This is a genomic window from Nonlabens xiamenensis, assembly GCF_003865345.1.
GTDB classification, from domain to species: Bacteria; Bacteroidota; Bacteroidia; order Flavobacteriales; family Flavobacteriaceae; genus Nonlabens; species Nonlabens xiamenensis.
On sequence record NZ_RMVE01000001.1, the window covers coordinates 652,333 to 671,732 of the forward strand.

At 41.1% G+C, this 19,400-nt stretch carries 10 protein-coding genes and 1 tRNA gene; 4 read left to right on the plus strand and 7 right to left on the minus strand.

What is annotated here, in order from left to right; all coding sequences use genetic code 11:
- Window positions 1-159: 159 nt before the first annotated feature.
- The 5 genes from EGM47_RS02995 to rseP form a co-directional block, all read right to left on the minus strand.
- Window positions 160-4,725, minus strand: coding sequence for an MG2 domain-containing protein (locus EGM47_RS02995; RefSeq protein ID WP_124979271.1), 4,566 nt, complete (start codon window positions 4,723-4,725; stop codon window positions 160-162).
- Between the two features lie 3 nt (window positions 4,726-4,728).
- The gene (locus tag EGM47_RS03000; RefSeq protein ID WP_124979272.1) at window positions 4,729-7,542 is read right to left on the minus strand and encodes a carboxypeptidase-like regulatory domain-containing protein; all 2,814 of its coding nucleotides are present in this window, start codon (window positions 7,540-7,542) and stop codon (window positions 4,729-4,731) included.
- A 232-nt stretch (window positions 7,543-7,774) separates the two neighbouring features.
- Entirely contained in the window at window positions 7,775-7,867 is a 93-nt protein-coding gene (locus tag EGM47_RS16625; RefSeq protein WP_124979273.1) for a GIY-YIG nuclease family protein, read from the minus strand.
- 47 nt (window positions 7,868-7,914) lie between these two features.
- Window positions 7,915-7,988, minus strand: a tRNA-Asn gene (locus EGM47_RS03010).
- A gap of 137 nt (window positions 7,989-8,125) precedes the next feature.
- Entirely contained in the window at window positions 8,126-9,463 is a 1,338-nt protein-coding gene (gene rseP, locus EGM47_RS03015) for an RIP metalloprotease RseP (protein ID WP_124979274.1), read from the minus strand.
- A gap of 421 nt (window positions 9,464-9,884) precedes the next feature.
- Here rseP and EGM47_RS03020 point away from each other — a divergent pair, with 421 nt between their 5' ends.
- Window positions 9,885-10,565 carry an SCO family protein gene (locus EGM47_RS03020; RefSeq protein WP_124979275.1) on the plus strand — a complete coding sequence of 227 codons (681 nt, stop codon included), beginning with the start codon at window positions 9,885-9,887 and terminating at the stop codon, window positions 10,563-10,565.
- Between the two features lie 65 nt (window positions 10,566-10,630).
- Window positions 10,631-11,563: a DUF3078 domain-containing protein gene (locus EGM47_RS03025; protein WP_124979276.1), complete on the plus strand. Its 933-nt coding sequence runs from the start codon at window positions 10,631-10,633 to the stop codon at window positions 11,561-11,563.
- 253 nt (window positions 11,564-11,816) lie between these two features.
- Here the strand turns inward: EGM47_RS03025 and EGM47_RS03030 are convergent, their stop codons facing one another.
- The gene (locus EGM47_RS03030; RefSeq protein WP_124979277.1) at window positions 11,817-14,243 is read right to left on the minus strand and encodes an outer membrane beta-barrel family protein; all 2,427 of its coding nucleotides are present in this window, start codon (window positions 14,241-14,243) and stop codon (window positions 11,817-11,819) included.
- Between the two features lie 89 nt (window positions 14,244-14,332).
- Here EGM47_RS03030 and lepA point away from each other — a divergent pair, with 89 nt between their 5' ends.
- Window positions 14,333-16,132 (plus strand): translation elongation factor 4, encoded by a 1,800-nt coding sequence (gene lepA, locus EGM47_RS03035; protein ID WP_124979278.1) that lies wholly within the window; start codon window positions 14,333-14,335, stop codon window positions 16,130-16,132.
- A 179-nt stretch (window positions 16,133-16,311) separates the two neighbouring features.
- Here the strand turns inward: lepA and EGM47_RS03040 are convergent, their stop codons facing one another.
- Window positions 16,312-18,165 carry a cation:proton antiporter gene (locus EGM47_RS03040; protein ID WP_124979279.1) on the minus strand — a complete coding sequence of 618 codons (1,854 nt, stop codon included), beginning with the start codon at window positions 18,163-18,165 and terminating at the stop codon, window positions 16,312-16,314.
- A gap of 365 nt (window positions 18,166-18,530) precedes the next feature.
- On the opposite strand from EGM47_RS03040, the gene EGM47_RS03045 reads away from it, so the two are divergent.
- Complete coding sequence (locus tag EGM47_RS03045; RefSeq protein ID WP_124979280.1) at window positions 18,531-19,385, plus strand: MBL fold metallo-hydrolase; 855 nt, start codon at window positions 18,531-18,533, stop codon at window positions 19,383-19,385.
- Window positions 19,386-19,400: the final 15 nt, after the last annotated feature.

The following is a 19,400-nucleotide window of genomic DNA, read 5'->3' on the forward strand; positions in this document are numbered from 1 at the left end:
TTTGATTCTTATATAGTGACGCTTAAGGAGTTGTCTCCAAAAGCGGAAAGTTTACTCAATGATGTAAATATAGGAATTATACCGCTAGGGAATAAGGTTGGTTAAAATTGTTGGGTTGTGATGCGACTCAAGGGTTTGAAGTTTCCCAATAGAGGGATTTTATTCAGCGAGGATTTTGATTTTTACTCCCTGTTGCCAATTTTTGAATTCGTCGGTATAATAGAGATAGACTGAACTCGCTGGCGCATTAAAAGTTCCAGGGATTTCTGTCTTGAGATCTAGGAATATGGTTTTTTTGTCATTTGGCCCCATCTCCCTCCAATACAAAACCAAAAACTGATCAAAAATTTCATAGTAATCTACCTGTTTTTTATCCAAGAGTTCCTTTAGTTGCCATAATTGCAACGAGCTACCTGAAGGAATACCAATTTTTGCGGTGGTCATGGGTACTGGTGTATCAAGCTTATTTTCCACCTCTACCATGATCCTAAAGGTTTCACCTACTACTGCAGTGGGATTTTGAATATTGGTTTTTAGTTGTACATCACAGTTTTCGGCAGACTGAGGTAGCTCGGTGTTCCAAAAGGCTTGAACGGTAAAAGGAAATTGAGCGTTGGAGTCAGCAAAAGTGATAGAAAGATCCTGCACGCCAGTTGACATATATTTTTCCAGTCCCGGGAGCATCACTTTGCCATTGATGGCCGAGCTTAAGTCAACAAATATTTTTTTGTCATTTATAAATAAGTAGGATTCCGTTAGGTTTTCCGATACTAATTGTTTTCGCTTTTTGGTGTATTCAATAAGAGCTTTTAAAGCCATAGAGGTAGATTGGGTATTTCCAAATTTTCCGTTACGTCGTTGTGAGACAATATATTCGATTCCTTTTGCTTCAATAACTGGATTTTCTGCATCTCTTGATAATGCCATCACGGTGAAAGCGGCAGTTTCTACAGCCATCGCATTTCCATTTGATCTTGTAATAGTAGCAGTTACGGGTAATTCTCCGAATCCATATTGATCAATGTTATCTTTGATTAATTTCATGAGAAACTTGCGATCTTCCTGCAAATTCATCTTCATACTGAATAGCGCTAACATTGCCAATCTATAGGAATCATTTTGGGCTATGGCCAAAGATTTGGCGACTTGGTATTCACGCATAACTTCTTTACCAAAGCCGGATTCTCCCAAGACATAGGTGATATAAGCATTATTCACTTCTTGAGGTGCTGCTGAGAAACCATATTTTCCATGATTCTGTTTGAAACCTCCTCGACCGTCTCTTCTATTCAGTAAAAATTCTTTAGTACGCTTTAGCATTTGTTGATCGACTCCGTTATATACTTCCTGCATTTCCATGAATTCCATCAAACCATAAGCACTTAATGCCTCGTGGGGAGGGGTGTCTCCATACCATTCAAATCCGTTTTGCGAAGTCTCGTAGGCGGCAAGTTTTTTATATCCTTTCTTAATATAGGCTAATGCTTGTGCCTCTACTTTAGGATAGGAAGTTTCAGTTTCCCTAAGATATTTTAAAACCAGTATATTAGGATAGGTGGTAGATGAAACCTGTTCAAAACAACCATGGGGCTCCCTAAGTATAGACGCTATGCCGTCCATCGTCTCTCCAATGATGTTGGTATAAACGATAAGTTCTGCCTTTAAGGTTCCTGGTATTGGCTGTCCAACATCAAATTTCTTTACTCCACTTTTAAGTCCGCTCCAGGAGTTTTGGGCAGGGAAATAAGGAGTTAATACCTGAATGGGTCGCTCTGTTCTGTCTTGCAGGTCTCCAGCTTCTAGGGAAACCTTTATTTTTCCTGTTGTGGTTTTTGCGGTTGGAGTGACCGTAATCTCACGATAGTTATAGCTATTACTAGGTATGTTTGCAGTCCAATGCGTGTCATTTTGTTCCAGTAGCTTGATTTGGTTGGGGAGGTCAATTTGAACTTTCGCTTCTAAGGATTTATTTGTAGTATTTAAGATTCTAATGGGCAGCTGCAAGGTGTCGTTTAGGGTAAGATAAGAAGGTAGTTTCAAGTCTAGTCCCAACGGTTTATTGGTGGCAAACAAGGTGGTATCCCTTCCCACTAATCCATTAACTCCTATACCTTCAGTCGTGATGGCAAAAGAAGTCAATTCGTCTGAGGTGTAGAAATCAAAATCTGATCTCCCGTTGATATCAGTCTGGATTACTGGGTTCCAGTATAATGTCTTTCTAAAATCGGTACGTTTTTCAGATAACTCTGTATTTTGATATACAGGCATGTAAAACGCTTTTGGGGAGTAAAGTTGCTGGTTGTCGATTGTATGAAAAAGAGCGGTTGAGTAATTATTGAATTTTTTTTGTTTAAATAAGACTTTTCCTTCACCCGTCAATGGATCTAACTTTTTTGTATTTACGATGATCACCCCATTGGTTCCACCCTCGCCAAACATAGCGCTGGCTGAGGCACCTTTGATCACCGTTAAGCTATATATGTCTTCAAAATCAAGGAGGTGCGTCCTAGAGATTAAACCGGCATCGGCATTGATGGGAAATCCATCTACTACCAATAAAGGAGCGGTATTTGATTTGATGGAGGATATTCCTCTCAATGAGATCATTGCCTTTGCATTAGGAGTATTTTCGGCAGCAGTGATTTGTACTCCAGGAATAAGACCTTGTAGCGCTTGAAGATAATTGTTATAAAGTTCGTTTTTAATCGTATAATTTGCTATGGTCGTGACTCTAACCATACTGGAGCTACTTGTACTATATCCAACCACAACTACCTGATCAAGAGATGAGCTCAAGGATAAATTTGCATTGCTTACTACCTCGCCGGTTAGGGGTGGATCAGTGGGTTCAAGATTGGGTAATTCATACACGTTTGGTGTTTCATCAATAGCAAGAGCGCCAATTTCTTCTTTAGTAAGTTGGGAAAAGGTTTTATAATCTCCTTTGGTAATTCTAAGCGGCTGGGCGTCTTTTGTATAGGCCATAAGCAGCAGTCGAGAATTTTTAGTGACCTGAAAAGAAAAATATCCTGATTCATCAGTCTGTAAATCAAGTACCTTATTGATGAGGGGATCAAAAAGTAAAAGTTGCGCTTTCACCGGTTTACCTGTAATGTCAGTCACCCTTCCGTACTGCACGTTCAAACGCTCTGGAATAGTAGGGTTGTTGAGGTTTTTATGATTCAAATACGTACGCCAGCCATGAGTGAGCATGACTAAATCCAAATACTCAAATGCTTTCTCTTCTTCTGGGTTAAAATAGAATTGAGGATTATGAACTTTTCCGCTTAGTTCAGACGATACAAGTAGTTGGGATAGTATGTGATCATCCTCATTTTCGACAAAAGTCAACAAATTATTGTCTGTGATAGCAAGAGAAAGATTAGAAGGGACGGGAAAGCCATTCTGGTCCAAAGTTTTGATTTCTACGTGCACTTTTTCCCTTGTTTTAAAAAAACTTTTTTCCAAGTCAATTTGAATGTCCAACTGATTGCTGGGGTTAAGGAATAAGAGGCGTTCTGCGACCTTTACGTCACTCTTATTGATCAATGTAGTTTTAACGATTCCAGATTCCTGGATTTGTTTAGGCAATTGAAATGTCGCCTTATTCTCTTCTATCGGTAGTGTAGTGGTAAGCAGTTTAGAATTTGCGTTTTCCACAATCATGAGCAAGGTATCCTCATTGTTTGAAAAAACCTGAAATTCAATGAATTTTCCTTTTTCCTGACAGGTAAAACTGGTACCGAATTGTGCTGTCTCAGGAAGTGGAATCAGACTGTCGGATACTACAGGTTGAATGAGTCGGGCAAAGTATTTATTAGTTCTAGGTGTCCAATTGAACCAGCCCATTCCATCGTGCGCACTCTCAAAATTAACTACTTTCGTTCCGTTTTGGTCTAGAATCTCTCCAGCTACATCAACGGGCTTACCGAATTCGTTGATGGCTTTGAATGCCATCTTCCCTGGATTGTTCTGTATGGCGGTACCACTTTCTGGCATGAATTGAAGATCAATTTTATTCAGGGTAACCGGAATACTTTTTGAAATGGATTCCCTGCTACCTTGATAGGGAATCTGTATGTTCAAAATGGCGTCGGTGGTATTTAAATTCGGGGGGAGTTCAAAATTGATTATTGTATCACCATTACTGTCGGATAGGCTTTCATCCTGCTGGATGATCCTTCCAGCTATTTTGATCTGGTATTCAACTTTTTGATTCGGCAAGCTTCTGTTTTGAAGGTCTCGAAGTGCTAATGTGGCTTGAACGTCGCTACCTGGCCCGTAGGCGGTTTTTTCAAAGTCCAGGGTCATCAGTAATCTTGGTTGAACAATTTTTTGAATGATGATTTCCTTTTCAAAATAATCATTGACATTGGATATCATCATATTGGTATATGTTCTCAGTTTATAAATTCCACCGGGCCACTCTTTTTGGATATGGAAATCTCCTATTGAATAGCCCTGATTAATACTTAATTTTATTTGTTTGGCTATGTTGCCTTCAGGAGATATGAGTTGAGCATGTAGGATCTCGCTCAAACGGGTAGGTTGGTTTTTTCCATCTGTGATATAAGTCTTGAACCATATTGTCTCTTCAGGCATGTAAAGTGGTCGATCCGTTTGGGTATATATCTTTTCCAGTTGTTTTTGATTTTCAAGGGATTGACCGCTCAAAAGAATGGAAAACATGAGTAGAATCAAGAGCGTATTTTTCTTAAGAGACATAGGTCAGAGTTTTATTTGAATCTGGCCACCTATCTCCCGTACGATTGGCGTATTGAAAAAATCGAGCCCTCTGCCATTGGTAAAACCAAAAAGGCTAGAATTAGGAGATATACCTTTTGAACTGGTGTAAGACATTAAATTATTAGCGTAAAAACCTACTTTGAGATTCTGAAAAATTTTATTGATCCCAAAGTCAAATTTATAAGAAAGTCCTATCGACCTTAACAAGAGGTAGCTGGCGTCAGTGATGGCATCTTCATCCACGCCGTCGTATCCATACCTTACCCATCTGTTGCTTGTGATTGGTTGACTGGGGTCAGAAAAATCTACTGGCGTTGTATTGACATTTCCTTGTGTATCCACTCCAGGATAAACAAATCCGCTGACCTCTCGCAACCTGGAAGATTCTTCAGAGCGACCCAAATAGTTCAACAAATTTTGCGTTCCATTCCAGACATCACCTCCATGCTGATAATCGAGTACAAAATCAAAGGTCCAGCCTTTAAATTTGAGTGTATTAGCAAAGGCCAATTTAAAATCAGGTGTGGTATTTCCAATAATTTGATTTTCTGGATCCACCAGTGGGAATCCATCTTGTCCAATTAACAACTGACCGTCTTCGGTCCTCTGATAAGCCGAGCCAACAATGCTTCCTGTCAGTTGGCTGGGAATCATGCGGATTGAAACGTTGTTAAATCCAGCGATGGGTAAACTGTTTAGACCTTGCCTTAGTTTTTTCACACGAGCTCGATTGACAGAAAAATTCAATTTGGTAGTGAGTTTCAGACCCTCCCCATAATAACCACCGACATCCAGGGAAGCCGATACCTCAAATCCCTTATTGTGAATATCCACCGTATTTCTCAAAACAAATGAACCTGAATCAAGCACCGGAAATATCCCATCCTTCATGTGGGAACTAAAATAAGTACCATTCAATCGTAGCCGATGATTAAACAAAATCAATTGGAGACCGATTTCAAAATTGGTTGATTTTTCCAATGCCAAGCTTGAGTTATTGAAAAGATCGGCATTGGTCAAAAGACTTTGAGATTGTTCTGGGGCCAAGGTCAGGGAATTATGGCTGCGATTTGAATAGAACAGTGGCATCTCAGAGGCTTCTTCTGCGTATTCAGCTGAAATTATTAGATCGTTTAAAAATGAATCGTAGGAGGTAAGTTCATTAAAGTCAAGCTGAAACCCGACACCTGGCATCCAGAGGTCATTGCCCTGTAATCCTGAAATGATGGCGTTATGATGTAAATAAAAATTTGCATCTATACTTCCTCTGCTCTCTAATTTGGCGCTGTTTGAAAGCCTGTATACACCATTGGTAGAATTTTGAATGTTCAAGGAAGTATTAGCTGGATTGGTAAAATTCGTACCCTGAAATTGAAAAGATTCTGTAAGCGAATAATCTAAACTGCGCCGAACATAATCTGCCTTAACCGCAAAATCTATATCGGTTTCATAAGATAATTCTATGCGTTCAGAGAAATCTGCCCCAAAGAGAAAGGCTTGGTCTTGAATGGACTTTTGTGCCAGATATCCATTTGTAAAACCTACACTACCGTTAGGGAGACCATAGTTTGTCGATATTTCATCCAATTGATATTGAGCTCGTAGCTCAAGTTCCGTTGTAGACTTAAAGTCAAATTTATAAGACGTACCCATGGAATAGCCGTCATTTTGTTGATTATTCCGGCTACGAGCCAAAGTCCACAAGGGATTGTTGAATTCATCGGGACTAAAACTGCGTTGGAGACCTGCGTTGACAGAAATACCTTGATTGTTCTGAAAAGAGATAGGTGTGACAAAATTCTGCAGGAATAGATTGTTTTGAAATCCATTTAAATTTTTCTGGTTCAACTGATCTGTAGAATGGCTAAAGAATAATTTCAACCTTCTTTTCCAATGGTAATCCGTATGAAAAACCGTTTGGCGGCTATCATTTTGACCATAGAAATTTTCTTGTTGAGCATGTTTCAACCTAAATTTTATAGCATGGTCCTTACGAGCTAGCGCCAGTTGGTAATCATTTTTGTAGATCAGTCCGTGCTCGAACAATTCGTTGGTATAAGGTAAAGGTGTTGTTCCTGATCCAGGTATCAGTCGCCCATTAGTATCATATAAATAGTTGGATCCATCAAAAACAAGACTTCTTTGATCTGGACCATATGAAAAGATTTCTCCTGTTTCAGGACCTCGCCAAATATATTGACCATTTTGTGGCCGTCCTTGTACATATTTGTGTTGCAGCTCAGGTAACTTTGACCGATCTATGGACCTGGTTCCGATTGAGCCGATATATTCAATATTGAAATAAATTTTTGGGCCATGCTTCACTAAGATAAGTGTATCCTTATCTCCAATCCATTGCAATGATTTAATGTTGCTTAAATCTGTGTGTCCGTCTTTCATTTTGAACGGTTTTCCATGAAAATCCAACTGAAGATTAAGAGGAGGCTGTAGGCTATCTAGTGCTTTCTGATAATCAGATGATTTGATTTGTTGTACAGGTATACTTATGCTCTCTTCGTCCCCAAGAGAAACGCTCAGCATTTCTTGGGTCACCCTGACTTCCCTGGTTTCCATTCCGACATAGCTATATATTAGAGTGTCGCCAACCCTACATTTGATGCTGTAATTGCCATCAAAATCAGTGGTTGTTACCCTGTTGGTACCTTTGACTAAAATTGTTGCTCTAAACAATGGTGTATCACTGTCACTGAGCTGTCCGGAAACGATAGTTTCTTGCGCCATTAATTGTTGGCCAAGAGTGAATAAAATAAGGATAAGGAATTGGCGTGTTTTCAAAATACTTGGTTGGTGGATATCAAAGATAAGTTTTTGTGTGGTGTCAAACAGGGTCAATGAGTGAATCACCTCTGCGGATGAGTGAATGGTGTATCACAGAAGTTTTAATGATAATCTTTAATGACGATAGTTTAAACTACGGAGGTAGTAGATATTGATATTTTACCGTAATTTTTTCATTAACTACGGAAAAGTAATAGTGGTTTAAACACGCGTTGTAAAAGCCCGACACTTAAAAATTTAATCGGCGGTTGACATCACTGGTCTCGCCAGTATAGTATTTACCTAGCTTCTCAGAAAACAATATGTAAACGAAATGTGCCATAAATCAAAAAAGCCACTCAATTGCTTGAATGGCTTTCTGTTATATTGCTCCCCCTCTTGGGCTCGAACCAAGGACCCTCTGATTAACAGTCAGATGCTCTAACCAACTGAGCTAAGGAGGACTGTGATATACACAAACTTAAGTTTTGCACTGAGCATTGTCCAAGTGCTATTTGCTTAAGCGAGGGCAAATTTAAAAGGTTTTTTAATTACACCAAACATTTTAACCCTAATTTTTTAAAAATTATAGACGGACTCTTTAGCCGAATACAGCCCGGAACAAATCGTTACCATTGGCATACAGCAATAATGCCAGCAGCAATACGATTCCGATGATCTGCGCTCGCTCTAGGAATTTATCGCCTGGCTTGCGACCTGTGATGATTTCATACAGCAAAAACATCACATGCCCACCGTCCAGCGCGGGTATCGGTAGGATGTTCATGATGGCCAAAACAAAGGAGATAAAGGCGGTGGTTCCCCAAAAAGCTGCCCAGTCAAAACTGTCGGGATACATTTTGGCAATCGTTCCAAAACCACCCAATTTGCTCGCTCCTTTACCAGTGAAAATATATTTGAATTGGGCGATATAGTCATTCATGGTATAATAGCCTTTGGCTAGACCTTCCTTAACCGCCTCTCCCAAACTATAGTTTGATCTTGAAACATTCGCGTGAGCCGGATCGGTCGAGGTCCAATATGCCCCAATGGTCTTGACTTCATCTGCGTTGTAGGTGGCTGTCTTGGTAGTGGATTGTCCGTCTTTTTCTACGGTAAATTCAAAGGGAACACTATCCTGAACGTTGTTGCGTAGCGCATAAGAAACATCCGTATTAAAATCAATCTGGCGACCGGCCAGGCTGGTGATGGTCATCCCTTTTTCTAATCCGATTTTCTCGGCATACGAGCCTGGTTCTACACTATCGATCACAAAAGGAAAACGTGGTGTAGATATACCCTTGACATCATTGTCAAACATGGTACGTCCAAAATCTTCAGGAATAGCGATCTCTACTGGTTGTCCCTTTCTCAAGACCGTGACTTTTTCCACATCCCGGAACAACAACATGTGGTTAAGCATGGGAGCATAACCTATGCTATCATTATCGGCCATCAAGATCTGATCTCCCTGTTCAAAGCCTATCTCTTCCAGCGTCTTTGAATATCCAAAACCGTATTTATAGTCGGTTCCTGCGGCCTCATTAACCCCAGAGAAGTACATTAATCCGATATAGATCACAAAACCTACGATCACATTGACGATCACACCACCCAGCATGATGATCAGGCGCTGCCAGGCAGGCTTAGAACGAAATTCCCAAGGTTTGGGTTCTTGTGCCATCTGCTCCTTATCCATGCTTTCATCAATCATTCCGGAAATCTTGACGTATCCTCCCAAAGGCAACCAGCCTATCCCATAAACAGTTTCCCCAATTTTCTTTTTAAACAGGGAATACTTGATGTCAAAAAACAAGTAAAATTTCTCTACCCTGGTCTTGAACAGCCGAGCGGGAATAAAATGACCCAATTCATGCAGTACAATGAGTAGCGATAGACTCAGTAAAAAATTAATGATCAGAACAAGCGTAGGATGCATACATTTAGTAATTAAGAGCCGCAAAAATAGCTCATTCCATACAGTTCACACAACCTTACAAAGCTTTATAACTTTACTCCCATAGAACTAAGCTTCAACCGATGGATAACTGTAGTTCCAGGCTGCGTTGAACTGAACTAATTTCAAGACGATTTTTAACACTCCTATTCAATATAACTTACTTTAAACAGAGCGCTAAGCTTGACTTTTAAGTAAAAAAACGATCACATAAGATAATAAATTACCATTCAACAGGTTTTTTTATCAGCAAGGTGGTAGTGATCGCTTTCGCGAAAGCGGACTTTCTTTACTGGGATTCCCTAAAAAAATGAAAGAAATCAGAAAGATTATGGGGTAATTATCTCCCAAAACCTCCTGCTATTATGGCTGCTGAATCGTAATTTTGCATAAATCAATTGACATGCGGGACTTTCTGATCAAACACAAATGGCGCATACTTTTCATGTTGGTGCTTTGCGGAGTCATCCTGGCATCTTTTCAATACGCCCTTACACCAGATCGCAATTTGCGTATCCTTCAGCCTGACGAATTTGATCCCTCACTGGTAGACGATAGCATGCTTTTTATTAAAAAATACCACAAAGTCGCCCCATGGGAGCTGATCAACCAAAATGGAGATACCATCACCCACTCAGATTATGAGGGCAAGATCTATGTAGCGGATTTTTTCTTTACCACTTGTCCCACGATCTGTCCTGTTATGACCAAAAATATGGCCACTATTCAGGAAGAGTTTAAAAACGACCCTGAGGTCCTGCTGCTTTCCCACAGTGTTACCCCAGAAATTGACAATGTTGAAATTTTACGCCAATACGCTGACAAGAAAGGCGTGGTCGATGATAAGTGGAATCTTGTCACCGGTGATCGACAACAAATCTACGACCTGGCTAGAAAATCTTACCTGGCGGCCAAAAAAAAGGAAAATGGCGATGATTATGGATTGATCCATACAGAGAATTTCCTGCTGGTGGACAAAGAAGGCCGATTGAGGGAGCGTTCCTATGATGGCACGAACACCGAGGATGTAGAAGCCCTGATTCAGGATATTTATGTGCTCAAGGAAAGCTATCAGGAGGATTAACGGAATTTTAGCTGGGGTAGATTTAAGGGATATTGCTAAATTTGCAGAATCCCAAAAACTACAACATGAAAAAGACCTTATTGCTGTTGGCCCTTCTGCTGGCAACAAGTTTATCCTTTGCCCAAACTGAAGAGGAACTCAAGGCCATGAAAAAGGCCAAGCAAGATTCTATTGCGCAGATCCAATCTAGACTCAACAAGATACAAGCCCAAATCGATGCCCTGCCGGGTTGGAAATACGGAGCCTTTGGAACCGTAGGGATTAATCTATCCGAGTTCAATAATTGGTATTCCCAGGGAACTCCTAATGTTTCTTCTGGAAATATTGCAGCCACTTTCAATGGATTTGCCAACCTCAAACAACCTAAATATTTTTGGAGGAATTCCCTCAATGTCAATCTGGGATGGGTCAAGTTTGACGATAAAGATGATCCTACAGACGACGACAGCTTCCAGGAGGCAACCGATGTATTCAACATCTCTTCCCTTTATGGTAGAAAGCTTTCTGAAAAAATCGCTATTTCTGCCCTAGCAGAATACAGAACAACTATTCTAAACAATTTTAACGACCCAGGTTATCTGGATGTGGGTGTGGGAGCCACCTGGACGCCATTGGAAAATTTAGTGGTGGTTGTGCATCCGTTGAACTACAACTTTGTATTTGCCGATAATGATGCAGTATTTGAATCTTCCCTCGGAGCAAAAATTGTAGCCGACTATACCCGTAGCATTGGTAAAGTAAGTTTTAAATCTAATTTATCTGCTTTTTACAGCTATGAGAGCAGTGATTTGTCCAACTATACTTGGATCAACTCCTTTGGTTATACCTTATGGAAAAACATTGGTATCGGTTTTGAATTTGGCCTAAGGGGCAACAAGCAGGAAGCTCTTAATTTTGCCAATAATAACCTAGAAGACGGACAGGATCCCTTTACGTTTGATACGGTGGACAATGAGCTACAAACCTACTACTTGCTAGGTATAACCTATAAGTTCTAGTTCGCAATTAAAGGTATAGCTGCCTGATACATAAAATTAAGGCATCTTAGAAGTCCGATCACTTTACAGCTGTCAATTTGAGCTTGTCGAAAGCATTTAGAAAATCAAGAAGTTAAAAACTACGACAGGCTCAGTTTGACCTTTGTTAGTTGCTTGTTAGACGATCTCATTTTTCCTTCTTTACTGCACTGGACGAGAGGAGCTGGTAAGTATCCAAATTGTCCTTGCATAAATGGAGAATCGCTACCTCCGATTAAAAGCCCACGCTCTTTTGATTTGTTCTTTCTTCCTCTTCCGGGGCGGTCACCTCGTTATTATCCAATCTGAAGTTCCCGAATTTATAGGTAAAACCTACAGCAATGGTTTGGGTTTCTGGTAAGGCCAGGTAGAAGTTGTCCTGATTCAAATAACGGCTACTTAGTGGCTGGTTCTGACTTAAAAAGATGTCGTTGAACTCAAGTGTCAGTAAGGCTCGGTCGTCCCACAGGCGTTTGGCAAAACTCAGGTTGGTGGTCAGCATATTTTCAAACTTATATGAGCCTACCAGTATACTGGATAAATAGCCTACTTGCAAATCCATACTCAGACTGCGATCGTCGGCCAGGTTAAATCGGTTAAAAGCATTTAAGTAGATACCTGTGGTATTTAACTGTTGGTCTACTCCTCCAGACTGTTGGGCGACAAATTCATTTTCCATATAAAAAAGACTACCACTGGCTCCCAGGTACCAACTATTATTCACATAGCTGTAGTAGGCAGCGTCTACACTGTACTGCAGCTCATAGTTCAGGTTGGCATTCTGTGAGTTCAATTCATTGGTCGTATTATTTTGGAAAGGCAGTATGGCCAGCATATCCTCTGTATGTAGGAAATAGGCATCCACAAACCAGGTGTTTTTGTGGTTCCAGCCCACATTGACCTTATTACTAAAGGCCGGCTGCAAATTTGGATTTCCTGTGCTGAAGTTAGCGTCATTTACAAAAAAGCTGAAGGGATTCAAACTCCCGTACCTGGGTCGTTCAATACTCCTGCGATAGCTTAAAGTATAGGAATTGTTGGCATTGGCGGTTTTGGTCAAGGCAATGTTGGGGAAGAATTCGAGGTATTCCTGTGTATTGACCAATCCCAATGACCTTGAATCTCCTTCAACATCGGTTTGTTCTACCCGCAGTCCAGCGGCCAGTGACCAAGATGACCAGCTACGGTCAATTTGAGCGTAGGCTGAATAAATAGTTTCATCGTACAAGAATAGATCCGATTGGGCTGGGTTGATCACCTGACCGTTGTCGGTGTCAAAGAATTCCTGCTCACTGCTGGAATCTACCCTGGAATATTTAAGTCCGCCCTTGAAGTCATAACTGCCCAATGCTGTACTGAAATCCAATTTTCCTGTATAGATATCAATATCTTGCAAGATGTCAGTAAAAAAGCTGTTGGTGCCGGTAGTATTCTGGTTTTCATCAAAAAAGGTACTGAACAAATCTTGGGTGATATCTCGGTTGTTGAATATATAATTTCCTTCTAGACTTAGACTGGCGCCTTGGTCGTTAAGTTGGCTGTTCCAGGCGGCGTTGATAAAACCATTGGTGCGGTCTCTTTCTAAATCTGTCTGCGTATCAAAACCGCTAAAACTGGTTGCGTCATTTTCCAAGATCAGGGTTTGGTTGTTCGTATTAGCTTCATTGTTTTGGTTGCTGTTCAGGTTACCCGAGAAACTGATACTGTTTTTATCATTCAGGCTGATGTCTACAATCGCGTTGAGGTTGTGGGCATCACTGCGGTCCACGTTTTCAAACTCCATGAACCAGCGCTCTGACCGTGTACCATCTGGATTGAAAAATCCGATTTGGGATTCCTCCCGCTTGAAATCTTTGCGCGGGTTGTAATTGTAATTAGCATAGACATTCAGCCAATCATTTTTATAGAACTGGGAGAGTCCGATCTGGTATTTGGCAAATTTGTCAATGGTATATTTGCCTTGAACACTTCCTTTATAGCCCAAAGAAATACCTTTGGAAGTGTTAATGTTGATCACGGCAACACCTTCGGCATCATATTGGGCTGGCGGGTTGGTAATCACTTCTACACTTTTGACATTATCAGCGCTATAGCCACTGAGCAGAGCGTTGAGTTCAGAAGAGGTGAGGTAAACACGTTTGTTGTTGATATAAATGATGGCCGGCGAATTTTGCACCATATAACTGCCGTTCATTTCTACCACACCTGGGGTGCGTTTGAGTATGTTATCTGCCATTCCTGTACTGAGTACCGTATTCTCTACTTGAAACACCAATCGATCCGGACGTTTTTCTACCGTAGGTTTGATCGCGGTCAATGTAATTTCATCCAAAGATTGTTGGTCGGTGGCCATTTCGAGAATTCCTAAGTCGGTGTCAGCGGTCAGGGATAGCTTTCGCGAAAGCGTAACATAACCTACCGAACTGGCAAGCAACTGATAGTCTCCAGAGGGAAGGGAAGCAAAGGCAAATTTTCCCTTTTCATCAGAAATTGTAGCTTGGTAAAAAGTGCTGTCCGGCATTTTAAGTAGGACAATATTGGCATATTCAATGGGTTGAGTTGTCTGACTTTGGGAAAGACTTTCACGCAATTGTCCTGTTAGATCATTTTGCGCGTTTGAATGCAGAAAAATAAAGAGGAAAAAGTAAGGGAAATATTTCATGGTAAGTGGTATGGAGTGGCTAAAATAGCAAAGCCCAAAGAATTTTCCCGATCCGATTTAGATTATATTTGCAGCCTATTGACAGGAATATGAAGAACATACGTAACTTTTGTATCATCGCCCATATCGACCACGGTAAGAGTACGCTGGCAGACAGACTGTTAGACGCTACCCAGACCGTAACCAAGCGGGAGTCTCAGGCCCAGTTGTTGGACAATATGGACTTGGAACGCGAGCGCGGGATAACGATCAAATCCCATGCGATACAAATGAATTATAAGGCGCCGGATGGAGAGGAGTATATTTTGAATTTGATCGATACACCGGGTCACGTTGATTTTAGTTATGAAGTTTCTCGTTCGATCGCTGCCTGTGAAGGTGCGCTGCTAATTGTAGATGCGGCCCAAAGTATTCAGGCCCAAACCATTTCTAATTTATACTTGGCGTTGGAGAACGACCTAGAAATTATACCTGTATTGAACAAAGTGGACTTGCCTAGTGCAAATCCAGAAGAAGTGACTGATGATATCGTGGATTTGTTGGGTTGTGACGCCAGTGAGGTCATTCCAGCCAGTGCCAAAACCGGATTGGGAATTCAAGATATCCTGGATGCCATCATAGAGCGTATTCCAGCCCCTAAAGGAAATCCAGATGAGCCGCTACAAGCATTGATTTTTGATTCTCATTACAACCAATTCCGTGGGGTAGAAACTATCTTTAGGGTGATCAATGGCCGGATTAGAAAAGGTCAACACATTAGGTTTGTCAATACGGGTGAAGATTATTATGCCGACGAAGTAGGAACCCTGAAATTGAACCAGGTTCCGAAAAAGGAAATCAGTGCCGGAGACGTAGGGTATTTGATTACTGGTATCAAAGAGGCCAAAGAAGTAAAAGTTGGAGATACCATCACTGATCACGAGGACCCTACCAAAAATGCTATTTCTGGATTTGAAGATGTGAAACCAATGGTATTTGCGGGAATTTATCCAGTAGATACTGAAGACTACGAAGATTTACGGGCCAGTATGGAAAAGCTTCAGCTTAACGATGCTTCCTTGGTCTTTCAGGCAGAAAGTAGTGCCGCTCTGGGTTTTGGATTTCGATGCGGATTCCTGGGCATGTTGCATTTGGAAATCATTCAGGAGCGTTTGGAACGCGAATTTGACATGACTGTGATTACGACGGTGCCTAACGTGTCATATTTTGCTTATACCAACAAGGAACCGGATGAGCCAATTATCGTAAACAATCCTAGTGATTTGCCCGAGCCTTCTACTTTGAATAGGGTAGAAGAGCCATTTATCAAGGCTACCATTATTACCAAAGCCGATTTTGTAGGGAATGTCATGTCTTTATGTATTGAAAAGCGCGGTGTGGTGACCAACCAAACTTACTTGACGACTGAGCGTGTAGAATTGACTTTTGACATGCCTTTGGCAGAAATTGTTTTTGATTTTTACGATCGTCTAAAAACGGTTTCTAAAGGTTATGCTTCTTTTGATTACTCACCGATCGGAATGCGCTCTTCCAAACTCGTGCGTCTGGATGTACTGCTCAACGGGCAAACTGTAGATGCCTTGAGTGCTTTGATCCACTTTGATAATGCATATAACATCGGGAAAAAGATGGTGGAAAAATTACGCGAACTGATTCCGCGACAGCAATTTGATATCCCGGTGCAGGCGGCTATTGGTGCCAAGATTATCGCGAGGGAAACCATCAAGGCCTTGCGTAAGGATGTGACGGCCAAATGTTATGGTGGGGATATTTCGCGAAAGCGTAAACTCCTGGAAAAACAGAAAAAAGGTAAAAAGCGTATGCGTCAGGTTGGGAATGTGGAGATTCCGCAACAAGCTTTTATGGCAGTGCTCAAGCTGAACGACTAGTTCTTATCCACCATCCTCATACTTGTCCTGATCCTTGTTCATTTGAATCAAGTCAGTTTTGGCAGGGGATGCTGCAGGTTAATCAAGAGAGAGGTGTTTTACTCGTCCCACCTATTGAAACATGCCTAGTTAGAACCAGCAAAAATTGCTTTCAAGAGCAAACGATTGATGATCGGGTATTACTCCGTGATATCGGTGGTGATTTCGCCAGTAGCCTTTTCTTTAATTTCTTTACCCATATATGCCAGGTAGCTGCCTTCCTCTACATTTACTTTGAGGGACAAAGAGGGGACGATTTCGATTTTGTTTTCATGCCTTAGGAACAAGGGTATGATATCCTCATCAGTTTTGGTAATCTCGATCAGGCCTTCATAATGTTCTTGATTGCGCACCTCTATCTCGTGAATTTTCCCGTGATTGCGCGCGACTTCCATCATATTGACATAATCATCGGTTGCAGAAAACAATCCAGTATTCGGATTCTTATTGGGATTACTGACCTCATTGGAATGTACCAGTCTATAAGCACCATTTTCACCAAATCGCTTACCGAATCGCTCGATGGCGTAATCGTTGATCTGTGAGTTTCCGGTTAGCGCCAGTAAAAATCCGATATTGTTGAACTCGATATCATTAGAGATGGAGTCAGAGTAAATATCTGCGACGGTGGCTTCTAAACCTTGTTCTTGGGCTACTTTGACATTGCTGGCATTGGTATCCACCAAGACCACGCTGCGACCATTATGCTGGAGGTATTTTGCAATTAGGCGAGAGAATTTGGAAGCCCCTACAATCATGATACCATTGGACTGTTTCAAGAATACACCCACGATTTGTGCAAAAAGTCTGGCTGTAGTTGCATTGAGTAATACAGTTCCTAGTACGATCATAAACACCAGAGGAGTGATGTACTCGGCACCTTCCACCCCTTGAAGAACTAATTTTGTTCCAAAAAGTGAGGCGATACCAGCGGCGACGATTCCTCTAGGACCTACCCAAGAAATAAACAGTTTTTCGTTGGTCTTTAAGCTACTATTGGTCGAACTCGCAAAAACACTCAGCGGTCTTAATACAAAGGCGACAATCACAAACAATACGGCAGTTTCCCATCGGTAGATCAAGTAAAGATCTTCCATATTGATATTGGCGGCCAGTAGAATAAACAGAATAGAAATAAGTAAAACACTCAGGGATTCTTTAAAATAGAGCAATTCCTTGATATTGGGCAAGTTGATGTTTCCCAGTACCATTCCCATCACTACAACGGCGAGTAGACCAGATTCGTGGGCAAAAGCATCACTAAGAACAAAAACACCCAGTACGGCTGCTAGGGTAAATACGTTGAGTAAATAGTGTGGAATAAGTTTCTTCTTGATGGAAAAAGCCAAAGCATGGGCAAAGGAAAATCCAAAGGTGAATCCAAAGAGCACAATTTTGGCAAACTCCTCCAGCGCTACCAGAGTAAATTCTCCTCCTGCACTCGAACTGATAAATTCAAATACCAATACCGCAAACAAGGCACCGATAGGGTCAATCAGAATTCCTTCCCACTTCAAAATAGAACTCACATCTTTAGTCAACGGAATATTGCGCAGGATAGGGGTAATCACGGTGGGACCGGTAACAATGATTAAAGCCGAAAATAATAGGGCAATTTGCCAAGAAAACCCAAAGAGATAGTGCGTCGCAATTCCCGCTCCTATAAAGGTGATAATCACACCTACAGAAATCAATTTACCAATGACAGGTCCAGTGGTCAGAATCTCTGCTTTTTTCAAGGTCAGACCACCCTCAAACAGAATCACACTGATCGCAAGTGATACAAAATAAAACAGCCCCTCTCCTGGAAACAACCCATTATCTCCGTTCCAAATGGGTTCGATTATTTTTGAAGCATCCTCTGTGTACAAGGTTGCAAGGGGGCCGACCAGTAATCCAATAATGATCAATGGCAAGATGGCAGGGATCTTGAACCTCCAGGCCATCCATTGGGCAAGTATTCCTAAAATGATGATTCCGGCGAGTTCTAGCATGCTTTAATTTTCAGTGAAATTACAATCTTTTTTATTTCTATAACCCAAGGCGCTAACCGAGAGTTTTTAACACTTGTATACCTAAATATACAAGTTGACTAAATTAAGCACAAATCCTAGCCTTGTAAAATGCTTTAACCCAGCTTTAGAATTTGAATAGATGAATAGGTAGGAATATGACAAAGGCAACTACCAAATTTTCAGTCAATACGACCAGACTGAGTTGCAGAATTGTCAAAATATGCTGCATTGGGATAAAAACTGGACAACAGATCAGGCATTTAACTAAAATTAACGCATTTACCACCAAAAATGCTCTTTCACTGGTTCAACGGTAATCGGGCTATTTTGTATTTTCGTGTTTCATGAAATTACATGCTATAGAGGCCGGAAATTTTAAGTTGGATGGAGGCGCCATGTTTGGTGTGGTTCCTAAAAGTTTGTGGCAACGTACCAACCCACCTGATGCGAATAATATGATCGATATGGCTGCCAGATGTCTTCTGGTAGAAAATAGCGATCGACTTACCTTGATCGATACCGGGATGGGTAACAAACAATCCGAAAAGTTTTTTGGTTACTATTATATGGACCACAGGTTTGATCTGGACTCTTCCCTTCAGCAAAAAGGGTTTTCCAGAGATGATATTACTGACGTGTTTTTAACCCACTTACATTTTGACCATTGTGGCGGAGTCATCCAGAAAAGTGATAAGGGAGATTATTTTGAGCCCGCTTTCGCGAAAGCGGTATGCCACTCCAATGCCAGCCACTGGAATTGGGCGACTGATCCCAATGCCAGGGAGAAAGCTAGTTTTCTCAAGGAAAACATTTTACCAATCAAAGAAAGCGGTCAGCTGAATTTTATCCAGCAAAACAGCACGTATGAAACAGCGGCGGAGATGGATTTTGACATTCTTTTTGTCGACGGTCATACCGAAAAGATGATGATTCCACATTTTCATATCGATGGTAAGACTTTCGTGTATATGGCCGATCTGCTTCCAACTGCTGGTCACGTTCCACTACCTTATGTCATGGGATACGACACTCGGCCTTTATTAACACTGGATGAAAAAGCAAAATTTCTGGATAAAGCAGCTTCTAATAACTATTATTTGATTTTAGAACACGATCCGCATCATGAAATTATTACAGTAAAGCATACGGAGAGAGGTGTAAGGCACGATAAAACTTTTACATTTGAAGAATTATTATAAATAACAATAAGAAAC